Annotated in this window: 20 protein-coding genes; 9 read left to right on the top strand and 11 right to left on the bottom strand. The window is 70.5% G+C overall.

Annotation, left to right across the window (positions count from 1 at the left end; genetic code table 11):
- Nucleotides 1-49: 49 nt before the first annotated feature.
- From AB0D04_RS26465 to AB0D04_RS26440, 6 genes are all read right to left on the bottom strand, one after another.
- A complete protein-coding gene (locus AB0D04_RS26465) occupies nt 50-1,306 on the bottom strand; it encodes a cysteine desulfurase (protein ID WP_362707934.1) in 1,257 nt (418 codons plus the stop codon).
- A complete protein-coding gene (gene sufC, locus AB0D04_RS26460; RefSeq protein WP_362707931.1) occupies nt 1,303-2,067 on the bottom strand; it encodes a Fe-S cluster assembly ATPase SufC in 765 nt (254 codons plus the stop codon). The genes AB0D04_RS26465 and sufC overlap by 4 nt, the downstream gene beginning before the upstream one ends.
- A 7-nt stretch (nt 2,068-2,074) precedes the next feature.
- A complete protein-coding gene (locus AB0D04_RS26455; protein WP_362707928.1) occupies nt 2,075-2,392 on the bottom strand; it encodes a non-heme iron oxygenase ferredoxin subunit in 318 nt (105 codons plus the stop codon).
- Nucleotides 2,389-3,573, bottom strand: coding sequence for a Fe-S cluster assembly protein SufD (gene sufD / locus AB0D04_RS26450; RefSeq protein ID WP_362707926.1), 1,185 nt, complete (start codon nt 3,571-3,573; stop codon nt 2,389-2,391). Before sufD ends, AB0D04_RS26455 begins: the two co-directional genes overlap by 4 nt.
- Nucleotides 3,574-3,636: 63 nt before the next feature.
- The gene (gene sufB / locus AB0D04_RS26445; protein ID WP_127150287.1) at nt 3,637-5,058 is read right to left on the bottom strand and encodes a Fe-S cluster assembly protein SufB; all 1,422 of its coding nucleotides are present in this window, start codon (nt 5,056-5,058) and stop codon (nt 3,637-3,639) included.
- Complete coding sequence (locus AB0D04_RS26440) at nt 5,055-5,915, bottom strand: ArsR family transcriptional regulator (RefSeq protein WP_362707924.1); 861 nt, start codon at nt 5,913-5,915, stop codon at nt 5,055-5,057. The genes sufB and AB0D04_RS26440 overlap by 4 nt, the downstream gene beginning before the upstream one ends.
- Nucleotides 5,916-6,097: 182 nt before the next feature.
- On the opposite strand from AB0D04_RS26440, the gene AB0D04_RS26435 reads away from it, so the two are divergent.
- The 4 genes from AB0D04_RS26435 to AB0D04_RS26420 all read left to right on the top strand — a co-directional run bounded on the left by AB0D04_RS26435 (nt 6,098) and on the right by AB0D04_RS26420 (nt 9,937).
- Complete coding sequence (locus AB0D04_RS26435; protein ID WP_362707922.1) at nt 6,098-7,024, top strand: ABC transporter ATP-binding protein; 927 nt, start codon at nt 6,098-6,100, stop codon at nt 7,022-7,024.
- On the top strand, nt 7,021-7,827 hold the full coding sequence (locus AB0D04_RS26430; RefSeq protein ID WP_362707920.1) for an ABC transporter permease: 807 nt from the start codon (nt 7,021-7,023) through the stop codon (nt 7,825-7,827). Before AB0D04_RS26435 ends, AB0D04_RS26430 begins: the two co-directional genes overlap by 4 nt.
- A gap of 150 nt (nt 7,828-7,977) precedes the next feature.
- Nucleotides 7,978-8,859 carry an MBL fold metallo-hydrolase gene (locus tag AB0D04_RS26425; protein WP_362707918.1) on the top strand — a complete coding sequence of 294 codons (882 nt, stop codon included), beginning with the start codon at nt 7,978-7,980 and terminating at the stop codon, nt 8,857-8,859.
- 73 nt (nt 8,860-8,932) lie between these two features.
- Nucleotides 8,933-9,937 (top strand): COX15/CtaA family protein, encoded by a 1,005-nt coding sequence (locus AB0D04_RS26420; protein ID WP_362707916.1) that lies wholly within the window; start codon nt 8,933-8,935, stop codon nt 9,935-9,937.
- On the opposite strand, the gene AB0D04_RS26415 is transcribed toward AB0D04_RS26420, so the two are convergent.
- The 3 genes from AB0D04_RS26415 to AB0D04_RS26405 form a co-directional block, all read right to left on the bottom strand.
- Nucleotides 9,910-10,974: an amidohydrolase gene (locus AB0D04_RS26415; RefSeq protein WP_362707914.1), complete on the bottom strand. Its 1,065-nt coding sequence runs from the start codon at nt 10,972-10,974 to the stop codon at nt 9,910-9,912. The genes AB0D04_RS26420 and AB0D04_RS26415 overlap by 28 nt on opposite strands.
- Before the next feature lie 132 nt (nt 10,975-11,106).
- Complete coding sequence (locus AB0D04_RS26410) at nt 11,107-11,487, bottom strand: hypothetical protein (protein ID WP_362707911.1); 381 nt, start codon at nt 11,485-11,487, stop codon at nt 11,107-11,109.
- Between the two features lie 49 nt (nt 11,488-11,536).
- A complete protein-coding gene (locus AB0D04_RS26405; RefSeq protein WP_362707909.1) occupies nt 11,537-12,487 on the bottom strand; it encodes a heme o synthase in 951 nt (316 codons plus the stop codon).
- Nucleotides 12,488-12,974: 487 nt separating this feature from the next.
- On the opposite strand from AB0D04_RS26405, the gene tkt reads away from it, so the two are divergent.
- The 5 genes from tkt to pgl are packed head-to-tail and all read left to right on the top strand — an operon-like array spanning nt 12,975 to nt 19,555.
- Entirely contained in the window at nt 12,975-15,062 is a 2,088-nt protein-coding gene (gene tkt / locus AB0D04_RS26400; RefSeq protein WP_362707907.1) for a transketolase, read from the top strand.
- A gap of 34 nt (nt 15,063-15,096) precedes the next feature.
- The gene (gene tal / locus AB0D04_RS26395; RefSeq protein ID WP_362707905.1) at nt 15,097-16,215 is read left to right on the top strand and encodes a transaldolase; all 1,119 of its coding nucleotides are present in this window, start codon (nt 15,097-15,099) and stop codon (nt 16,213-16,215) included.
- Nucleotides 16,216-16,221: 6 nt separating this feature from the next.
- Nucleotides 16,222-17,754: a glucose-6-phosphate dehydrogenase gene (zwf, locus tag AB0D04_RS26390; RefSeq protein ID WP_362707903.1), complete on the top strand. Its 1,533-nt coding sequence runs from the start codon at nt 16,222-16,224 to the stop codon at nt 17,752-17,754.
- Nucleotides 17,751-18,776 carry a glucose-6-phosphate dehydrogenase assembly protein OpcA gene (gene opcA, locus AB0D04_RS26385; protein WP_362707901.1) on the top strand — a complete coding sequence of 342 codons (1,026 nt, stop codon included), beginning with the start codon at nt 17,751-17,753 and terminating at the stop codon, nt 18,774-18,776. Before zwf ends, opcA begins: the two co-directional genes overlap by 4 nt.
- Nucleotides 18,773-19,555: a 6-phosphogluconolactonase gene (pgl, locus tag AB0D04_RS26380; protein WP_362707899.1), complete on the top strand. Its 783-nt coding sequence runs from the start codon at nt 18,773-18,775 to the stop codon at nt 19,553-19,555. The genes opcA and pgl overlap by 4 nt, the downstream gene beginning before the upstream one ends.
- A 94-nt stretch (nt 19,556-19,649) precedes the next feature.
- On the opposite strand, the gene AB0D04_RS26375 is transcribed toward pgl, so the two are convergent.
- Nucleotides 19,650-20,426, bottom strand: coding sequence for a hypothetical protein (locus AB0D04_RS26375; protein ID WP_362707897.1), 777 nt, complete (start codon nt 20,424-20,426; stop codon nt 19,650-19,652).
- A 36-nt stretch (nt 20,427-20,462) separates the two neighbouring features.
- Nucleotides 20,463-21,564: glucose-6-phosphate isomerase (gene pgi, locus AB0D04_RS26370; RefSeq protein WP_362707895.1), on the bottom strand; the 1,102-nt coding region annotated here is incomplete at its 5' end.

Here is a 21,564-nt window from a genome sequence, read left to right as displayed (position 1 = left end):
GTCAGTCCTCGTCCTTATCCGCTGTGCCCAATTGACCGGCTGCGTGTGTTCAGCCGAAGAAGTTACGGACGTGCTCCAGGCCCTCGGCCAGGGCATCGACCTCGGCGGGGGTGGAGTACAGATAGAACGACGCTCGCGTGGTCGCAGGAATTCCGTAGCGCAGGCAGACGGGCCGGGCGCAGTGGTGACCCACCCGGACTGCGATGCCCTGCTCGTCCAGCACCTGGCCGACGTCGTGCGGGTGGATGTCGCCGAGCGTGAAGGAGATCGTCGCGCCGCGGTCCTCGGCCGTGCTGGGGCCGATGATGCGCAGGTCGGGGACCTCCAGCAGCCGCTTGACGGCGTACTCGGTGATCGCGTGCTCATGCGCGGCGATGTTGTCCATGCCGATCGAGGTGAGGTAGTCCACGGCCGCGCCGAGGCCGACGGCCTGGGCGATCGGGGGCGTACCGGCCTCGAACTTGTGCGGCGCGGGCGCGTAGGTCGAGGAGTGCATGGACACCGTCTCGATCATTTCGCCGCCGCCGAGGAAGGGGGGAAGGTCCTCGAGCAGCTCCTGGCGGCCCCACAGGACGCCGATGCCGGTCGGGCCGCACATCTTGTGGCCGGTGAAGGCGACAAAGTCGGCCTGCAGCGCCTGGACGTCCAGCACCATGTGCGGGGCGGCCTGCGAGGCGTCGATGCAGACCAGCGCGCCGACCTCCTGGGCCCGGCGGATGATCGCCTCAACCGGGTTGATGGTGCCCATGATGTTGGAGACCAGCGTGAAGGAGACGATCTTCGTCTGCTCGGTGATGATCTCGTCGATATTGGACAGGTCGAGGCGGCCGTCGTCGGTGATGCCGAACCACTTCAGCTTCGCGCCGGTGCGCTGCGAGAGCAGCTGCCACGGGACGATGTTGGAGTGGTGCTCCATCTCCGTGATGACGATCTCGGTCTCGCGGTCCACACGGTAGGGCTCATCGGCCCAGCCGAGCATGTTGGCGACGAGGTTGAGCGACTCCGAGGCGTTCTTGGTGAAGATCACCTCGTCGCGGCTCGGTGCGTTGATGAAGGCGGCGACCTTGTCGCGGGCGCCTTCGTACAGCGCCGTGGCCTCCTCGGCGAGCACATGCACGCCGCGGTGAACGTTGGCGTTGTGGCGTTCGTAGTAGGCGTTCAGGGCGTCGAGGACCTGGCGCGGCTTCTGGGACGTCGCCGCGTTGTCCAGGTACACGATCTTCTTCCCGTCGTGGACCTGACGGTCCAGAAGGGGGAAGTCCTTGCGGATCGCCTCTGTGTCGAGGAGGCCCGGCAGCTGTGTCACGCGGTTGCGCCACCCTTCGTGTAAGCCTCGTAGCCCTCGGCCTCCAGCTTGTCGGCGAGCTCGGCGCCACCGGACTCGGCGATGCGGCCGTTCGCGAACACATGGACCTGGTCGGGCTTGATGTAGCGCAGGATGCGCGTGTAGTGGGTGATCAGCAGGGTGCCGACCTGGCCGGACTCGCGGACGCGGTTGACGCCCTCGGAGACGGTGCGCAGCGCGTCGACGTCCAGGCCGGAGTCGGTCTCGTCGAGGATCGCGATGGCCGGCTTGAGCAGCTCGAGCTGGAGGATCTCGTGCCGCTTCTTCTCACCGCCGGAGAAGCCCTCGTTGACGTTGCGCTCGGCGAACGAGGGGTCCATGTTGAGGCGCTCCATGGCCTCCTTGACCTCCTTGACCCACAGCCGCAGCTTGGGGGCCTCGCCGCGGATCGCGGTGGCGGAGGTGCGCAGGAAGTTGGAGACGGAGACGCCGGGGACCTCGACCGGGTACTGCATGGCGAGGAAGACGCCGGCGCGGGCGCGCTCGTCGACGGACATCTCCAGGACGTCCTCGCCGTCGAGGGTGACGGTGCCGCCGGTGATCGTGTACTTGGGGTGACCCGCGAGAGAGTAGGCGAGGGTCGACTTGCCGGAGCCGTTGGGGCCCATGATGGCGTGCGTCTCGCCCTGCTTCACGGTCAGGTCGACGCCCTTCAGGATCTCGCGCGGGCCGTTCTCGGCCTCGACGGAGACGTGCAGGTCGTGGATCTCAAGCGTTGCCATGGGTGACTCAGGACTCCTGGGTGACGGAGACGAGCACGTCGTCCCCTTCGATCTTTACGGGGTATACGGGGACGGGGCGCGTCGCGGGAAGGCCGTTCGGCTTGCCGGTGCGCAGGTCGAAGCTCGAGCCGTGCAGCCAGCATTCGATCGAGCAGTCCTCGATCTCGCCCTCCGAGAGGGAGACGTTCGCGTGCGAGCAGATGTCGTTGATGGCGAACACCTCGCCCTCGGTGCGGACCAGAGAGACGGGGGTGCCGTCGATCTCCACCCGCTTGGGGGTGTCCTCCTCCAGCTCGCTGAGCGCCGCTGCGCGTACGTAGCTCATACCGAGGACGCTTCCAGCTCGGCCTCGATCTTGCTCATCAGACGCTCTTCGACGTCCGGGAGACCGATCTGCTGGACCAGCTCGGCGAAGAAGCCGCGGACGACCAGCCGACGGGCCTCGTCGGCCGGGATGCCGCGGGCCATCAGGTAGAACAGCTGCTCGTCGTCGAAGCGGCCGGTCGCCGAGGCATGGCCGGCGCCGACGATCTCGCCGGTCTCGATCTCGAGGTTGGGGACCGAGTCGACCCGCGCGCCGTCGGTGAGGACGAGGTTGCGGTTGAGCTCGTAGGTGTCCGTGCCGGTGGCGGACGCCCGGATCAGGACGTCGCCGATCCAGACGGCGTGCGCGTTCTGGCCCTGCAGCGCGCCCTTGTAGGTCACGTGGGAGCGGCAGTTGGTCGCCTCGTGGTCGACGAAGAGGCGGTGCTCGTGGTGCTGGCCCTCTTCGGTGAAGTACAGGCCGTAGAGCTCGGCCTCGCCGCCGGGGCCCGCGTAGGTGATGCGCGGGTGGATGCGGACGAGGTCGCCGCCGAAGGTGACGATCACGGACTTGAAGCTGGCGTCCCGGCCGACCAGGGCGTTGTGCTGTCCGGTGTGGACGGCGTTCTCGTCCCAGTCCTGGACGGAGACGACGGTCAGCTTGGCGCCGTCGCCGAGGAGGTAGTCGACGTTGGCGGCGAGCACCGCGTCACCGGTGTGGTCGATGACGACGACCGCTTCGGCGAAGGCACCCAGCTCGATCACCTGGTGGCCGAAGGCGGTGCCGCCGTCGCCGTGCACGGTGATCCGGATCGGCTCGGGCAGCACGGTCTCCTTGGGGACCGTGACGACCGAGGCCTTCTCGAAGGAGCTGTACGCCTGCGCCGCGACCCGGTCCACGGGCTTGCCGGCCTTGCCGACCCGCGGGTCGGCGCGGTCGACCAGCTCGTGGGTGACGCCTTCCGGCGCCGTGATGTCGATCTTCAGGTCGGGGCCGCCGGCCTCGGCGGAGCCGTCGTGCAGGCCCTTGAGGCGGGCGAGCGGCGTGAAGCGCCACTCCTCCTCGCGGCCGTGCGGCACCGGGAAGTCCGTCACGTCGTAGGACGGCGGGGCGCTCATCCGGGTGGCGACGGTGGACTCCGCGGCCACCGCGATGGAGCCGGTGGTCGTGGAACCCGCCGGGATGTTCTGAGCCTCAGCCATGGCTGTCGTCGTGCTCGCTTTCTGCGTCAAGAAGGGTGCTGCGGGGTGGGGACGGGTGGCGGGTCAGCCGACCGCGCCTTCCATCTGCAGCTCGATCAGCCGGTTGAGCTCCAGCGCATACTCCATCGGCAGCTCACGGGCGATCGGCTCGACGAAGCCGCGCACGATCATCGCCATGGCCTCGAACTCCGTCAGGCCGCGGGCCATCAGGTAGAAGAGCTGGTCCTCGCTGACCTTGGAGACGGTCGCCTCGTGGCCCATGGAGACGTCGTCCTCGCGGACGTCGACGTAGGGGTAGGTGTCCGAGCGGGAGATGGTGTCCACCAGCAGCGCGTCACAGAGCACGTTGGACTTGGAGCCCGCGGCGCCCTCGCCGATCTCGACCAGACCGCGGTAGGAGGTGCGGCCGCCGCCTCGCGCCACCGACTTGGAGACGATGTTGGAGGAGGTGTTCGGCGCCATGTGGACCATCTTGGAGCCGGCGTCCTGGTGCTGGCCCTCGCCCGCGAAGGCGATGGACAGGGTCTCGCCCTTGGCGTGCTCGCCCATCAGGTAGACGGCCGGGTACTTCATGGTCACCTTGGAGCCGAGGTTGCCGTCGACCCACTCCATGGTCGCGCCCTCGTAGGCGACGGCGCGCTTGGTGACCAGGTTGTAGACGTTGTTCGACCAGTTCTGGATGGTCGTGTAGCGGCAGCGGCCGCCCTTCTTCACGATGATCTCGACGACCGCGGAGTGCAGCGAGTCCGACTTGTAGATCGGCGCCGTGCAGCCCTCGACGTAGTGGACGTAGGCGTCCTCGTCGACGATGATCAGCGTCCGCTCGAACTGGCCCATGTTCTCGGTGTTGATCCGGAAGTAGGCCTGCAGCGGGATGTCGACGTGGACACCCTTGGGGACGTAGATGAACGAGCCGCCGGACCACACCGCGGTGTTCAGCGAGGCGAACTTGTTGTCGCCGACCGGGATGACCGTGCCGAAGTACTCCTGGAAGAGCTCCGGGTGCTCCTTGAGCGCGGTGTCGGTGTCCAGGAAGATGACGCCCTGCTCCTCCAGGTCCTCGCGGATCTGGTGGTAGACGACCTCAGACTCGTACTGCGCGGCGACACCGGCGACCAGGCGCTGCTTCTCCGCCTCGGGGATGCCGAGCTTGTCGTAGGTGTTCTTGATGTCCTCGGGCAGGTCCTCCCACGAGGCGGCCTGCTGCTCCGTGGAGCGGACGAAGTACTTGATGTTGTCGAAGTCGATGCCCGACAGGTCCGAGCCCCAGTTCGGCATGGGCTTCTTGTCGAACAGCTTCAGACCCTTGAGGCGGAGCTTGAGCATCCACTCCGGCTCGTTCTTCTTCCCCGAGATGTCGCGGACGACGGCCTCGGAAAGACCGCGCTTGGCGGAGGCGCCGGCCACGTCGGAGTCGGCCCAGCCGTATTCGTACTTGCCCAGGCCCTCGAGCTCGGGGTGAGCAGTCTCCGTGGGGAGCGTCATGCGGGGTTCCTCCCGGCCGTGCTTGCAGATGCTGTGGTGGTCTTTGTGGTGTGCTCACCGGTGCGGTGAGCTGCCTTGCCGGCGCCGGCCTTCGGAATGAAGGTCGTGCACACTCCGTCACCGTGCGCGATGGTGGCAAGACGCTGTACGTGGGTCCCGAGCAAACGGGAGAAGACCTCGGTCTCCGCCTCGCACAGCTGCGGGTACTGCTCGGCGACATGGGCGACCGGGCAGTGGTGCTGGCAGAGCTGTTCACCGAGCTGGGGATTGGGCGCGCTGCGGGCCGTAGCAGCGTACCCGTCCGCGGTCAACGCCTCGGCAAGGGCCTGCGTACGGGCCTCCGGCTCGGCGGCCTCGACCGCTTCGCGGTAGCCGACGGCCTGGGCCGCGAGCCGCGCGCGGGCGAACGCCGCGACCGCCGCCTCGCCCATGGCGCCGCCGCCCGCGGACTGCGCGATCCAGCGCAGCGCGTCGGTGGCGAGCTGGTCGTAGGCCTGGTCGAAGGCGTCCCGGCCGCAGTCGGTGAGGGCGAAGGCCTTGGCGGGGCGGCCGCGGCCGCGCGCGCCGTAGACCCGCTTCTCACGGGGCTCGACGACGCCCTCGGCGGCCAGGGCGTCCAGGTGGCGGCGGACCGCCGCCTGGGTGAGCTCCAGGCGCAGCGCCAGCTCGGCCGCGGTGGACGGGCCGTGGTCGAGAATGGAGCGGGCGACGCGGTTACGGGTTCCCTGCTGCTCGTCGTGTGCCGACGGGGCGGGATGAGCGGACCGCGGGGCCGGGGCGGCCTCGGGCGCGGAGGGAGCCTGCCCGGCGGTCGGCTCGACCGCGGGTGCTTCCTGATCCTCGCTCGGGTTTTTCACAACGCCATTGTTGCGTAATTCCTCAGAGCGATTCAACCCATGTCCGGATGACGGACTGGTGGTCTCCATCACTTAGGGTCACCTATCTTCCGGGCCGGTCGGGGGATCGCCCCTGGCCGGAAACCGTCCGCAGCCCGGCCCCGCCCACCGGCCGCCCGGCCGCGCTCCGTACACTGCCCGGCATGCGTACCGAGCCTGCCGTCGAGGTCGTCGGCCTGGTCAAGCGATACGGGACCAAGACCGCCGTGGACGGGCTCGACCTGACCGTCGCGCGCGGCGCGGTGACCGCCGTGCTCGGCCCGAACGGTGCCGGCAAGACCACCACTGTGGAAACCTGCGAAGGATACCGCCGTCCGGATGAGGGCACCGTCCGCGTCCTGGGCCTGGACCCCGTCGCCGAGGCCGCCGCGCTGCGGCCGCGGATCGGCGTCATGCTCCAGTCCGGCGGCGTCTACGCGGGCGCCCGCGCCGAGGAAATGCTGCGGCACACCGCCACCCTGCACGCCCACCCCCTGGACGTCGGCCTGCTCATCGAGCGGCTCGGCCTGGGCAGCTGCGGCCGTACGCCCTACCGGCGGCTGTCCGGCGGCCAGCAGCAGCGGCTCGCACTGGCGATGGCCGTCGTCGGCCGCCCCGAACTGGTCTTCCTCGACGAGCCCACCGCGGGCCTCGACCCGCAGGCCCGGCACGCCACCTGGGACCTCGTACAGGAGCTGCGCACCGACGGGGTGAGCGTCGTGCTGACCACCCACTTCATGGACGAGGCCGAGCGGCTCGCCGACGATGTCGCGATCATCGACGGCGGCCGGGTCATCGCCCAGGGCAGCCCGGAGGAGCTGTGCCGGGGCGGCGCGGAGAACAGCCTGCGCTTCAGCGGGCGTCCCGGCCTCGACGTCGCCTCCCTCCTCAAGGCGCTGCCCTCGGACAGCGTCGCCACCGAGCTGACCCCCGGCACCTACCGCGTCCACGGCACGGTCGACCCGCAGCTCCTCGCCACCGTCGCCTCCTGGTGCGCACAGAACGGCGTGCTGCCCGACGCGATAGCCGTCGAGCGGCACACCCTGGAGGACGTATTTCTCGAGCTCACGGGCAAGGAGCTGCGCGTATGACCGCCAACGGGGCCGGTAGCGCCACCGGTACGTTCACCCCGCGTCCCGGTGCGGCCCCGCTGCCCCGGATGATCCGCGCGCAGGCCGCCCTGGAGGCCAGGATGCTGCTGCGCAACGGTGAGCAGCTGCTGCTCACCGTCGTCATCCCGACCCTCCTCCTGGTGCTCTTCTCCGCCGTCGACATCGTGGCCGTGCCCACGGAAACAGCGGGGGGCCAGGGCAGCACCGTCGACTTCCTGGCGCCCGGCGTCCTCGCCCTCGCCGTGCTGTCCACCGCCTTCACCGGCCAGGCCATCGCCACCGGTTTCGAGCGGCGCTACGGCGTGCTCAAGCGGCTCGCCGCCTCGCCGCTGCCCCGCTGGGGGCTGATGACCGCCAAGACCTGCGCGGTGCTGGTCACCGAGGTGCTCCAGGTGGCGCTGCTGACGGCGGTCGCCCTCGCCCTGGGCTGGTCCCCGCACGGCAACCCGCTCTCCGTCGCCGCGCTGCTCCTCCTGGGCACCGCGGCGTTCTCCGGCCTCGGCCTGCTGATGGCCGGCACGCTCAAGGCGGAGGCCACCCTCGCCGCCGCCAACCTGGTGTTTCTGCTGCTCCTGGTGGGCGGCGGGGTCATCGTCCCGCTGACGAAGTTCCCGGAGGCGGCGCAGACGGTGCTCGGGCTGCTGCCGATCTCGGCGCTGTCGGACGGGCTGCGCGAGGTGCTGCAGCACGGGGCCGGCGTGCCGTGGGGGGACCTCGGCGTGCTCGCCGGGTGGGCGGTGCTGGGGCTCGGTGCGGCGGCCCGGTTCTTCCGCTGGGAGTGAGCGGCCGGGGCGGCCTTTTCGCCCGGCCGCCCCGGACAATTTTGTCATGGCCATGCCCTGTTCGGGGTCCGGCTCAGAGCGGCACCCAGCAGCAAGAACAAGGTCCGGCCCCCCTTCCTCTTTCACCGGCCGCGGAGGAGCCTCTGGGCCATGACCGATGCACCCACCGACTGGTACGTGGACGACCGCTGCACCAACTGCGACGTCGCCCGACAGCTCGCGCCGGACCTGATCGGCGAGGCCGGCGGCCGCTCCGTGATCCTGCGCCGACCGCGCGACGAGGCCGAGGAGCGCATGCTGCACGCCGCCGCGTTCGCCTGCCACACCCGCTCCATCCATGCCGGTTCCCAGCGGCTTGACCCGGCGCGGGACCCGTTCCCGCTGGCCCTCGACGAGACCGTCCACCTGTGCGGGCACAACTCCCCGCACACCGCCGGGGCCAACTCCTACCTGCTGCGGCGCCCCTCCGGGACCCGGATGATGATCGACACCCCGCGCTTCAGCGACGCCCTCGCCGACCGGTACGAGGCGCTCGGCCCCGTCACCGACGTCCTCCTCACCCACCGCGACCACGCGGCACACGGCCGCCGCTACGCCGACCGCTTCGGCGCCCGGCTGTGGATCCACGAAGGCGACCTCGACGCGGCGCCCGACGCGGACCGCGTGCTGCGCGGCACCGAGGCCGTCGAGATCGCCGAGGGCGTCCACGCCGTTCCGCTGCCGGGCCACACCGAGGGCAGCGTGCTCTACGTGGCCGACGAGCGGTACTGCTTCAGCGGGGACAGCTTCTACTGGTCGCGGACGACGGACGACATCGAGGTCGCGGAGAGCGTCACCTGGTACTCCGTCGAAGAGCTGGCCGCCTCCCTGGCCCGCACCGCCGACCGGCTCCGCTTCACCTGGCTGCTGCCCGGACACGGCGACCGCAAGCACCTGCCCGCCGCTCAAATGGCCCGGCGGATACGGCAGTTGACGGCGCGCGCCCGCGAGATGCGGCCCCGGCCGATCGACTTCACCGCGGTGCGCTGGTGAGCACAGCACACCGCCCGGCACCGGAACCGGCCCTCGTGAAAACTCGCACAAGCCGCCGCCTACCATGGCACCTGTGCCGAATACGCTGAATCCTCTCGAGCTGATCGCCCGCCGCTGGCAGCCGTCCGCGCGCTTTGTGCAGCGGGCCGCGCTGGCAACCGTCGTCATGGCCGTCATCATCGTCGTGACGGGCGGCGCGGTCCGGCTCACCCAGTCCGGGCTGGGCTGCTCGACCTGGCCCAAGTGCACCCCGGACAGCCTGACGCCGACCGCGGCAATGGGCATCAACGGCCTCATCGAGTTCAGCAACCGCATGCTGGCGTATGTGCTGAGCGCGGTCGTCGGCCTGTTCATCATCGCCGCGCGCGCCCGGCACCCGCGGCGCCGCTCCCTCACCCGGCTCGGCTGGGCGCAGTTCTGGCTCGTCATGAGCAACGCCGTCATCGGCGGCATCACGGTCCTGTCCGGACTGAACCCGTACATCGTCGGCTCGCACTTCCTCGCGGCCACGGCGCTGCTCACGGTCGCCGTACTGAGCTGGCAGCGGGCGGGCGAGGGTGACGAGGAGCCGCGCGAAGTGGTCGCCCGCCCGGTGCGGCAGCTGGCCTGGCTGCTGGTCGCGGCGACCGGGGCGCTCACCGTCATCGGCACGGCGGTCACCGGTGCGGGCCCGCACGCGGGCGACGCCAAGAAGGTCCACCGCATCCCGCTGGACTGGCAGGAGATCACCCAGCTGCACGTCGACTTCGTCTACATCGTGGTCGGGCTGAGCGTCGCGCTGTGGTTCACCCTGCGGGCCGTCAAGGCTCCGGCGGCGCCGCGCCGGATGGTCCTGGAGCTGTTCGCCTGTATCGCGCTGCAGGGCGTCATCGGCTACGTCCAGTACTTCATGGGCCTGCCCGAGCTCGTCATCGGGTTGCACATGCTGGGCTCGACGCTGGTGTGGATCTGCGTCCTGCGGGTCGCCCTGGCGCTGCGTGACCGCGGTCCGCTCCCGGAGGAGGACGCCCCCGTGCCCACCCCCTCCGACGGGCACGAGGCGCCCGGTCCTCAGGTGGCCGCCGCCTCCAGCCGGTAGACCCGCCGCGCCGTCCCGGACCCGACCATCCCGGCGATCCGCCGCCCGTCGGCGGCGGCGCACAGCCCCTCGTCGGTCCACTCCTGTACGACCCGCGCCATGGCCCGTTGGAAGAGCCGTGCCCCGACGACGTACAGCTCGGGCAGCCCGCGCGCGCCCGAGGAGAACAGCAGCTTCCCGAACGGCGCCTGGCCGAGCGTCTCCTGCGGGCTCGGCCCCGCGTCCGCGTAGACATGGGCGTGCACCGCCGCGAGCTGCGCGGCCCGGCGGTGGTGCGGTGCCGCGGGCAGAAGCACGACGTCCGCGCCGAGCCCCGCGGTGGCCCGCAGAAAGCCCGCCAGCGGCCCGGGATCGGGGCAGTGCAGCTGTACGGGCAGCCCGGTGGCCATCGCGCTCCACAGCAGATGCCGTACGAGGGCGGGCTCGGTGAGCCGCTCACCGGGGCGGCGGCCGCGCAGCCAGCGGTCCGCGGCGCGCCGGACCTCGCCGGCCTGCGGGGCGTGGCCGTCGCAGTAGGTGGCGCCGGAGGCGAAGGCGGTGGCGTGCTGGGCCGCGGCGTAGAGGGCCTCGGCGGTGTAGCCGATGAAGGAGTCGGCGCTGCCGGAGGTGTCGGCGACCTGTTCGGCGAGCGCTTCGAGGCGTACGACCTCGTGGGCACGGGCCTCGGCGGCGGCGGCCAGTTCGGCGGCCGAGGTCAGATCGCTGGGCGCGCCCGCCTCCAGCAGGAAGACGCCGATGCCGGCGCCGCGCAGCAGCAGCCGGCCCGCACCGAAGGCGCCGAGCTCGCGCCTGCGGGCCAGATAGCGGGCGGGCGGGCAGTGCGGCTCGAGGCCGAGCAGCGGGGGGCACCAGCGCCGGACCGCGAGGCCGGTCCAGCTGTCGAAGTAGCTGGTGCCCGCGGGGGCCGGGCCATGGGCGCCGGCCGCGGCGGCCAGGTGGGTCTCGAAGGAGCCGAGGCCGAGTTCGCCGTGCACCGCGCCGTGGCTGTGCTGATCGATGAGCGGTGGCTGATGCGCCTGGGATGGTAGGCCGTCCATCCGCTCCTCCTGCCCAAGAGCCCGCCGGGCGCGATCGAAACGCCGCGTCCGGTGGGCCTAACGGGTCAGGAGGTGGTGAGGTAGCGGGCTCCGCTTCCGGCATGCGCCCCGGCGCACGCCGCCCGGCGGCCGTCAGGCGTTGGCCGGACCGCCGACCTGGATGCCGGCCATCCGGGACCACTCGTAGCGGCCGGTGCGGACCTTGGCGGCGAGTTCGCCGTCGAAGTCGTCCTGGAGGGCGAGGCCGGCCTGGGCGGCGGCGTCCTTGGCGGTCTCGAAGCTGTCCGCGACGAGGTTCCCCCACTCGCCGTTGGCGCCGACCAGGGCGATCCGGGTGCGGCCGCGGCCGATGTGCGCGAGCTGGCCCTCGGCGCTGCCGCCGTGTGCGTGGGCGAAGGCGCGGATCTGCTTGGCGAGCCGGGCCGCGCGCTTGTCGGCCCGCTTGTCGGCCGTGGTGCCCCCGGCCGTCTCCACCTGCTCGTCCGCCTGCTGGGTGTCTGCCATGGACAGCATGCTACCCGCCGGTAATCAACGGCGGTAGAGGCAATCGGCGACGCGGCGGTCAGCGCAGGAAGGGGTCCACCGCGACCGCCACGAACAGCAGCGACACATAGGTGATGGACCAGTGGAAGAGCCGCATCTCCTTGAGCTTGGGGCCCGTGACCCCGGCCTTCGCGCGGGCCTGCAGGGCGTGCGCCTCCTTGAGCCAGAAGGCGCCGCAGGCAAGGGCGACCACGGTGTAGAACCAGCCGGTGTAGTGCAGCGGCTGCAGCAGCAGCGAGACGGCGACCATCACCCAGCTGTAGGCGACGATCTGGCGGGCCACGGCCTTGTTGCCGGCGATGACCGGCAGCATCGGTACGCCGACCCGCTCGTAGTCGTCCTTCGCCTTCATCGACAGCGGCCAGTAGTGCGGCGGCGTCCAGAAGAAGATGACGAGGAAGAGGATCAGCGCCGCCCAGGAGACCGAATTCGTCACGGCGGACCAGCCGATGAAGACCGGCATGCATCCCGCGATGCCGCCCCAGACGATGTTCTGCGAGGTGCGCCGCTTGAGGATCATCGTGTAGACGACGACGTAGAAGAGCAGCGCCCCGAGCGACAGCATCGCCGACAGCGGGTTGACGAGGAACCAGAACCAGGCGGTGGAGCCGACGGCGAGGGCGGTCGCGAAGACCAGGCACTCACGCGGCGAGACCATGCCGGTGATCAAGGGACGCTGCGACGTGCGGTCCATCAGCGCGTCGATGTCGCGGTCGATGTACATGTTGTAGGCGGCCGCACCGCCGGCGGAGAGGTATCCGCCCACGCAGGTGGCCAGCACGAGCCACAGATCGGGGACGCCGTCGGCCGCCAGGAACATCACCGGGATCGTCGTCATCAGCAGCAGCTCGATGACGCGCGGCTTGGTGAGCGCCACGAACGCCTTGACACGGGCACCGAACGGGCGGTGACCTGGACCCCCGGGGCTCGGAGAGAGCACGCCCGCAGGACGGGATTCGACGGCCGTCACGCACACCCCTGGAAGTAACTTCAGCGGCCTTTGCCGCGGAGATAAGGCCCGCAAGCCCGACCTGCCGCGAAATGGCGGTGAAGCTTGCGCGTACCACGCCACTTTAGACGTTGGGCAGAGAGCGATCTTCGCGGGGGTGGGGTCGTGTTGGGCGCCGCCCGGTGCCACGGGACGGCAGCTTTCCCCCGGCGGTCGCCCGGCGTTCAGGAGGCGGACGCGAGGGCCGCCCGGCAGTCTGGTCGTATGACCCACCGGCCCCGGCCTGCGGCCGGCGCCACGCGATGTCCCGATTTGCCTGCACAAAGCGACGAGACCCGCTGACCCGCCCACCGTCTGAGCGCCGAAATCGCCGACTGAGCACCGGCTGAGCGCCGAAAACACCGACTGAGCGTCGAAAAGGCGCACGCACCGGCGGGGGTAGGCTCGGCACCGCTGGCGGACATACCGTTCCCGGCGTCCGACATGTGGAGAGGAGCCCTGACTCAGGGTGAGCACCAAGCCGACCACCACAGATTTCGAGTGGACCGAATTGGACCAGCGGGCCGTGGACACGGTCCGTGTCCTGGCCATGGATTCCGTGCAGAAGGTCGGTAACGGCCATCCGGGTACGGCCATGAGCCTGGCTCCCGCCGCCTACGTGCTGTTCCAGAAGCTGATGCGGCACGACCCGGCGGACGCGGACTGGACCGGCCGTGACCGGTTCGTCCTCTCCGCGGGCCACTCCAGCCTGACCCTCTACATCCAGCTCTACCTGGCCGGCTACGGCCTGGAGCTGGACGACCTGAAGGCCTTCCGCACCTGGGGCTCGAAGACCCCCGGCCACCCGGAGTACGGCCACACCACCGGCGTGGAGACCACCACCGGCCCGCTGGGCCAGGGTGTCGCCAACGCCGTCGGCATGGCCATGGCGGCACGCTACGAGCGCGGTCTGTTCGACCCCGACGCGGCGGCGGGCACCTCGCCCTTCGACCACACCATCTGGTGCATCGCCGGCGACGGCTGCCTCCAGGAGGGCATCTCCGCCGAGGCCTCCTCGCTCGCGGGCCACCAGAAGCTCGGCAACCTCGTCCTGCTGTGGGACGACAACCACATCTCCATCGAGGGCGACACCGAGACCGCGGTCTCCGAGGACACCCTCAAGCGCTACGAGGCCTACGGCTGGCACGTCCAGCGCGTCGAGCAGCTGCCCAACGGCGACCTGGACCCGGCCGGACTGGCCGCGGCCCTGGAGGCCGCCAAGGCCGAGACCGAGCGCCCGTCGTTCATCGCGGCCCGCTCGATCATCGCCTGGCCGGCCCCGAACGCCCAGAACACCGAAGCCGCGCACGGCTCGGCGCTGGGTGCCGAGGAGGTCGCCGCCACCAAGCGCGTCATGGGCTTCGACCCGGAGCAGGACTTCGAGGTCTCCGAGACGGTCCTGGCGCACACCCGCGCCGCCCTGGACCGCGGCCGGGACGCCAAGAAGGAGTGGGAGAAGTCGTTCGCCGCCTGGCGCACGGCCAACCCGGAGCGTGCCGCCGACTTCGACCGCATCGCCGCGACCGAGCTGCCCGACGGCTGGGAGGACCACCTCCCGGTGTTCGAGACCAGCCACGCGGTCGCCACCCGCGCCGCGTCCGGCAAGGTGCTGCAGGCGCTCGGCGCGGTCATCCCCGAGCTGTGGGGCGGCTCCGCGGACCTCGCGGGCTCGAACAACACCACGATCGACAAGACCTCGTCGTTCCTGCCGCAGGGCAACCCGCTGCCGGGCGCCGACCCGTACGGCCGCACGATCCACTACGGCATCCGCGAGCACTCCATGGCCGCGGAGATGAACGGCATCGCGCTGCACGGCAACACCCGCATCTACGGCGGCACCTTCCTGGTGTTCTCCGACTACATGCGCAACGCCGTCCGGCTGTCCGCGCTGATGCACCTGCCGGTGACCTACGTGTGGACGCACGACTCCGTCGGTCTGGGTGAGGACGGCCCGACCCACCAGCCGATCGAGCACCTGGCCTCGCTGCGCGCCATCCCGGGCCTCAACGTCGTGCGCCCGGCCGACGCCAACGAGACCGCCATCGCGTGGCGCGAGATCCTCAAGCGCTACACGAAGAAGTTCGGCGTGGGGGCCCCGCACGGCCTCGCGCTGACCCGTCAGGGCGTACCCACGTACCCGGCCAACGAGGACGCAGCCAAGGGCGGTTACGTTCTGTTCGAGGCCGAGGGCGGCAAGCCGCAGGTCGTCCTGATCGGTACGGGCTCCGAGGTGCAGCTCGCCGTCGGCGCGCGCGAGCAGCTGCAGGCCGCCGGCATCCCGACCCGTGTGGTGTCGATGCCGTCGGTCGAGTGGTTCGACGAGCAGGACCAGGCATACCGCGACAGCGTTCTTCCTCCGTCCGTCAAGGCCCGTGTCGCCGTCGAAGCCGGCATCGGCCTGACCTGGCACCGCTTCGTCGGTGACGCCGGGCGCATCGTGTCGCTGGAGCACTTCGGTGCCTCGGCCGATGGCAAGGTCCTCTTCCGCGAGTTCGGCTTCACCGCCGACGCGGTGGCGGCCGCCGCCCGGGAATCGCTTGACGCGGCTGCGCGCTGACGCCCGTATACGACAAGTAGGAGATGCAAAACCCATGACAGACGCACTCAAGCGCCTCTCCGACGAAGGCGTCGCGATCTGGCTGGACGACCTGTCGCGCCAGCGCATCACGTCCGGCAACCTTGCCGAGCTCATCGACCAGCAGCACGTCGTCGGTGTCACGACCAACCCGTCGATCTTCCAGAAGGCGATCTCGGACGGCCACGGCTACGACCAGCAGGTCGCGGATCTGGCGGCCCGTAAGGTCACCGTCGAGGAAGCGATCCGCATGATCACGACGGCGGACGTCCGCGACGCCGCCGACATCCTGCGGCCGGTCTTCGACGCCACCGGCGGCCAGGACGGCCGGGTCTCCATCGAGGTCGACCCGCGCCTGGCCCACCACACCACGGCGACCATCGCCGAGGCCAAGCAGCTGGCGTGGCTGGTGGACCGGCCGAACACGCTGATCAAGATTCCGGCCACCAAGGCGGGCCTGCCGGCCATCACCGAGGTCATCGGCCTGGGCATCAGCGTCAATGTCACGCTGATCTTCTCGCTGGAGCGCTACCGCGAGGTGATGGACGCCTACCTGGCGGGCCTGGAGAAGGCGAAGGCCGCCGGCCTGGACCTGTCCCTGATCCGTTCGGTCGCCTCGTTCTTCGTGTCCCGGGTGGACACCGAGATCGACAAGCGCCTGGAGGTGCTCGGCACCGACGAGGCCAAGGCCCTCAAGGGCAAGGCCGCGCTGGCCAACGCCCGCCTGGCCTACCAGGCCTTCGAGGAGGTCTTCTCCTCGGACCGCTGGAGCGCGCTCGACAAGGCAGGCGCCAACAAGCAGCGCCCGCTGTGGGCCTCGACCGGCGTCAAGGACCCGGCCTTCAAGGACACGCTGTACGTCGACGAGCTGGTCGCCCCGGGCACGGTCAACACCATGCCGGAGGCCACCCTCGAGGCCACCGCCGACCACGGCCGGATCACGGGTGACACCGTGCGCGGCAGCTACGCGGCGGCCCAGGCCGACCTCGACGCGATCGCCGCGCTGGGGATCTCGTACGACGATGTCGTACAGCTCCTGGAGGACGAGGGCGTCGACAAGTTCGAGACGGCCTGGAACGACCTCCTCAAGTCCACGGAGGCGGAACTCAAGCGCCTCGCTCCCTCGGAGGGCTGATCTCAGTTGACTGCATCCCACGGAGCCAACCCGCTTCGTGACGCACTGGACCGACGGCTCCCGCGTATCGCGGGGCCGTCGGGCCTGGTCATTTTCGGCGTCACGGGCGATTTGTCCCGTAAAAAGCTGATGCCTGCCGTGTACGACCTGGCCAACCGCGGCCTGCTGCCGCCGGGCTTCTCGCTCATCGGGTTCGCCCGCCGCGAGTGGGAGCACGAGGACTTCGCGCAGGAGGTGTACGAGGCGGTCAAGGAGCACGCCCGTACGCCGTTCCGCGAGGAGGTCTGGCAGCAGCTGGTCCAGGGCTGCCGCTTCGTCCAGGGCAACTTCGACGACGACGAGGCCTTCGAGACGCTCAAGGCGACGATAGAGGAGCTGGACAAGGCCCAGGGGACCGGCGGCAACTTCGCCTTCTACCTCTCCGTACCGCCGAAGTTCTTCCCCAAGGTCGTCCAGCAGCTCAAGAAGCACGGCCTGGCGGACCAGAAGGAGGACTCCTGGCGCCGCGCGGTCATCGAGAAGCCCTTCGGGCACAACCTCGAGAGCGCCCAGGAGCTCAACCGGATCGTCCACGAGGTCTTCCCGCCCAACGAGGTCTTCCGGATCGACCACTACCTGGGCAAGGAGACGGTCCAGAACATCCTGGCGCTGCGCTTCGCCAACACGATGTTCGAGCCGCTGTGGAACCGCTCGTATGTCGACCATGTCCAGATCACCATGGCCGAGGACATCGGCATCGGCGGCCGGGCCGGCTACTACGACGGCATCGGCGCGGCCCGCGACGTCATCCAGAACCACCTCCTCCAGCTGCTCGCGCTGACCGCCATGGAGGAGCCCGCCTCCTTCGAGGCGGACGCGCTGGTCGCGGAGAAGACCAAGGTGCTGGGTGCCGTACGGCTGCCCAAGGACCTCGGCAAGGAGACCGTCCGCGCGCAGTACGCGGCGGGGTGGCAGGGCGGTGAGCAGGCCGTCGGCTATCTCCAGGAAGACGGCATCGACCCCAAGTCGAAGACCGACACCTACGCCGCCATCAAGCTCCAGGTGGACAACCGCCGCTGGGCGGGCGTCCCCTTCTATCTGCGCACCGGCAAGCGCCTGGGCCGCCGGGTCACCGAGATCGCGGTGGTCTTCCAGCGCGCCCCGCACTCCCCCTTCGACCACACGGCGACGGAGGAGCTGGGCCAGAACGCCCTGGTCATCCGCGTCCAGCCGGACGAGGGCGTGACCGTGCGGTTCGGGTCCAAGGTGCCGGGCACCTCGATGGAGGTCCGGGATGTCTCGATGGACTTCGCGTACGGCGAGTCCTTCACGGAGTCCAGCCCCGAGGCGTACGAGCGGCTGATCCTGGACGTTCTCCTGGGTGACGCCAACCTCTTCCCGCGCCTGGAGGAGGTCGAGCAGTCCTGGCGGATTCTCGACCCGATCGAGGAGTACTGGGACAGGAACGGCAAGCCCGCGCAGTACCCGGCGGGCACCTGGGGCCCGGCCGAGGCGGACGAAATGCTCGCACGAGACGGACGGAGCTGGCGTCGGCCATGAAGATCGATCTGACGGAAACCACAGCCAGCAAGATCAACAAGGCGCTGGTGGAGGGCCGTCGCGCCGTCGGCACCCCGGCCATCGGCATGGTGCTCACCCTCGTCATCGTCACCGACGAGGAGAACGCCTACGACGCCCTCAAGGCCGCCAACGAGGCCTCCCGCGAGCACCCCTCGCGGACCCTGGTCGTCATCAAGCGGGTCAGCCGCTCGCCGCGCGACCGCGCCAAGGCCCGCCTGGACGCCGAGGTCCGGGTCGGCACGGACGCGGGCACCGGCGAGACGGTCGTGCTGCGGCTGTACGGCGAGGCCATCGACCACGCCCAGTCCGTGGTGCTGCCGCTGCTGCTGCCGGACGCGCCGGTGGTGGTCTGGTGGGCGGTCAACGCCCCGCTGGACCCGGCCAACGACCCGCTCGGCGCGCTGGCGCAGCGGCGGGTCACCGACGCCTACACCGCCGAGCAGCCCATCGCGGAGCTGACCAAGCGCGCCGATACGTACACCCCCGGCGACACCGACCTGTCCTGGACCCGTATCACGCCCTGGCGCTCGATGCTGGCGGCGGCGCTGGACCAGATGCCGTGCACGGTCACCTCGGCCGAGGTCGAGGGCGAGGAGTTCAACCCGAGCGGTGAGCTGCTCGCCATGTGGCTCGCCAGCCGGCTGAACGTCCCGGTCCGGCGGACCCTGTCGGCCGGTCCCGGTCTGACGGCGGTCCGGATGGAGTCCACCTGCGGCCCGATCGTGCTGGACCGCCCGGACGGCTCGCTGGCCACGCTCTCCATGCGCGGCCAGCCCGACCGTGCGGTGGCGCTCAAGCGGCGGGAGACCTCCGAGCTGCTCGCCGAGGAACTGCGCCGGCTCGACCCGGACGACATCTACGCCGCTGCGCTCAAGTACGGCGTGGACCGGCTCGGTGACGGGGACGCGCAGCCCGCGCCACAGGAGCCGGCGGACGGGGAGAGCGCCCCGGCCAGGCCCGCGGCGAAGAAGACACCGGGCAAGAAGGCGGCCGCCAAGTGAGCGCTCCGCAAGTTGTCGTCCACCGCGACAAGGAGCTGATGGCGAAGGCCGCGGCGGCGCGGCTGATCACCAAGATCGTGGATGCCCAGGCCGCCCGCGGCTTCGCCTCCGTGGTCCTGACCGGCGGCCGCAACGGCAACGGGCTGCTCGCGGCGCTCGCCGAGGCGCCGGCCCGGGACGCGGTGGACTGGCACCGGCTCGACCTGTGGTGGGGCGATGAGCGCTTCCTGCCGGACGGTGACCCGGAGCGCAACTACACCCAGGCCCGCGAGGCGCTGCTGGACAGCGTGCCGCTGGATCCGGCGCGGGTGCACCCGATCGAGCCGGCCGGTGGCCGCTTCGGCAACGACGCGGACGCGGCGGCCGAGGAATACGCCCTCGAGCTGGCCGCCGCGGCCGGGCCCGAGGACCATGCCGCGGTGCCGTCCTTCGACGTCCTGCTCCTGGGCGTCGGCCCGGACACCCATGTCGCCTCGCTCTTCCCCGAGCTGCCCGGCATGTACGAGCAGGAGCGGATGGTGATCGGGGTGCACGGCGCGCCCAAGCCGCCGCCCACCCGCGTCTCGCTGACGCTGCCCGCGATCCGCGCGGCCCGCGAGGTCTGGCTGCTGGCGGCCGGCGAGGACAAGGCCAACGCCGCGGCCATCGCCCTCTCCGGCGCCGGCGAGGTCCAGGCCCCGGCGGCGGGCGCCCGCGGCCGCAGCCGCACCCTGTGGCTGCTGGACGAGGCGGCGGCGTCCCAGCTGCCGCGCGATCTGTATCCGCCGGCTTCGGCCTGACGCCACGTACGACGACGCATGCCCCGCGCCCACCAGGGCGCGGGGCATGCGTCGCTCCGGCGGCAGCCGGCAAGGGAGCATCTCCTGCGGCGGGTCACCGCCTCTGCGGGAGCGGCGCCGGTTCGGGCGCCCTCAGGGTCCCCGGATGGTCTCGCAGCCGGATGCCGTGGAAACGCCGCAGCCGCTGCATCTCGTACAGGGCGATACAGGTGACCAGCACCGGCGTCCCGAGGATGAAGACCACCCCCAGGACCAGCCCGAGGCCGTGCAGATCGCCGGTCACCAGATCCGGGATCGCCATCAGCCAGGACGTGACGGACGCCAGGACCGGCGGCAGAGCGCGGTGAACGGCTGCGGTACCGAAGAAGTTGCTGTTGACCCGGACCGCCGCGGCGCAGACGAACCACAGCAGCCACAGGATCAGCGGGGCGAAGAACAGGGACTGGAACCCGGCCGGCAGGAGCAGGAATGCCAGGACCGCCGATCCCACGAAGTACAGCAGCAGCTGCAACGAGCCGATCAGCGCGGGCACCAGCGGCCGCAGCGGTCCGCGGCGCCGCCAGACCGCCAGCATCACCCCGACGGTCAGCGGGGCGATGACCAGCAGGACCAAACAGGCGACGACCAGGTGCTCCAGCACTTTCTTGCCGTCGAAGTCCCGTGCGACAAAGGTGTAGACACCGCTCGCCACGATCATCCCCGCGATGACACGGAGGCGTTTGAGCCCCTCCACCAGCGGGTCGTCCGCCGACGGGATCCAGCTGGGCTGGAACACCGCCCAGGCCGCCTGCCGCGGCCACAGCAGGCTCGCCCTGGACCGTATGTCGCCGCCGCGCCGCACCCCGGCCATGGCCGTCTCCCCCGAACGCACCCGATGATCGTCCGGGGGATCCTATGCGACGGCCGGTCAGCGCCGGCGCAGCTCCCGGTACTTGGCGACCAGACCGGCGGTCGAGGCATCCAGCCCCGGGACCTCGGCGCCTTCCGTCAGCGCCGGCTCCACCCGCTTGGCGAGGACCTTGCCCAGCTCCACGCCCCACTGGTCGAAGGAGTCGATGTTCCAGACCGCGCCCTGGACGAACACCTTGTGCTCGTAGAGCGCGATCAGCTGGCCCAGTACGGACGGGCTGAGCTCCTGGGCCAGGATGGTGGTGGTGGGGTGGTTGCCCCGGAACGTCTTGTGCGGCACCAGCTCCTCGGCCACGCCCTCGGCGCGTACCTCCTCGGGCGTCTTGCCGAATGCGAGGGCCTGGCCCTGCGCGAAGAGGTTGGCCATCAGCAGGTCGTGCTGGGCGACCAGGCCCGGCTGCAGATCGGCGACCGGCTCGGCGAAGCCGATGAAGTCGGCCGGGATCATCCTGGTGCCCTGGTGGAGCAGTTGGTAGTAGGCGTGCTGGCCGTTCGTACCGGGCGTGCCCCAGACGACGGGGCCGGTCTGCCAGCCGACCGGATTGCCCTCGCGGTCCACGGACTTGCCGTTGGACTCCATGTCCAGCTGCTGCAGGTACGCGGTGAAGCGGGAGAGGTAGTGGCTGTACGGCAGCACGGCATGCGACTGCGCATCCCAGAAATTGCCGTACCAGATGCCCAGCAGGCCCATCAGCAGCGGGGCGTTCTCCTGCGGCGGGGCGGTGCGGAAGTGCTCGTCGACGAGGTGGAAGCCGGCCAGCATCTCGCGGAAGTGCTCCGGCCCGATCGCGATCATCAGCGAGAGGCCGATCGCGGAGTCGTAGGAGTAGCGGCCGCCGACCCAGTCCCAGAACTCGAACATGTTGTCCGTGTTGATGCCGAACTCCGCCACCTTCTCGGCGTTGGTCGACAGCGCCACGAAGTGCTTGGCCACGGCGTCCTGTCCGGCCCGCAGCCCGGTCAGCAGCCAATCGCGGGCCGAAGTGGCGTTGGTGATGGTCTCGATGGTGGTGAAGGTCTTGGACGCGATGATGAACAGCGTCTCGGCCGGGTCCAGGTCCCGTACCGCCTCGTGCAGATCGGCGCCGTCCACATTGGAG

The organism is Streptomyces sp. NPDC048483, from assembly GCF_040651455.1.
Classification (GTDB): domain Bacteria; phylum Actinomycetota; class Actinomycetes; order Streptomycetales; family Streptomycetaceae; genus Streptomyces.
Note: the sequence above shows the minus strand (reverse complement) of the source record. Positions and strands in the feature narration are given on the sequence as shown.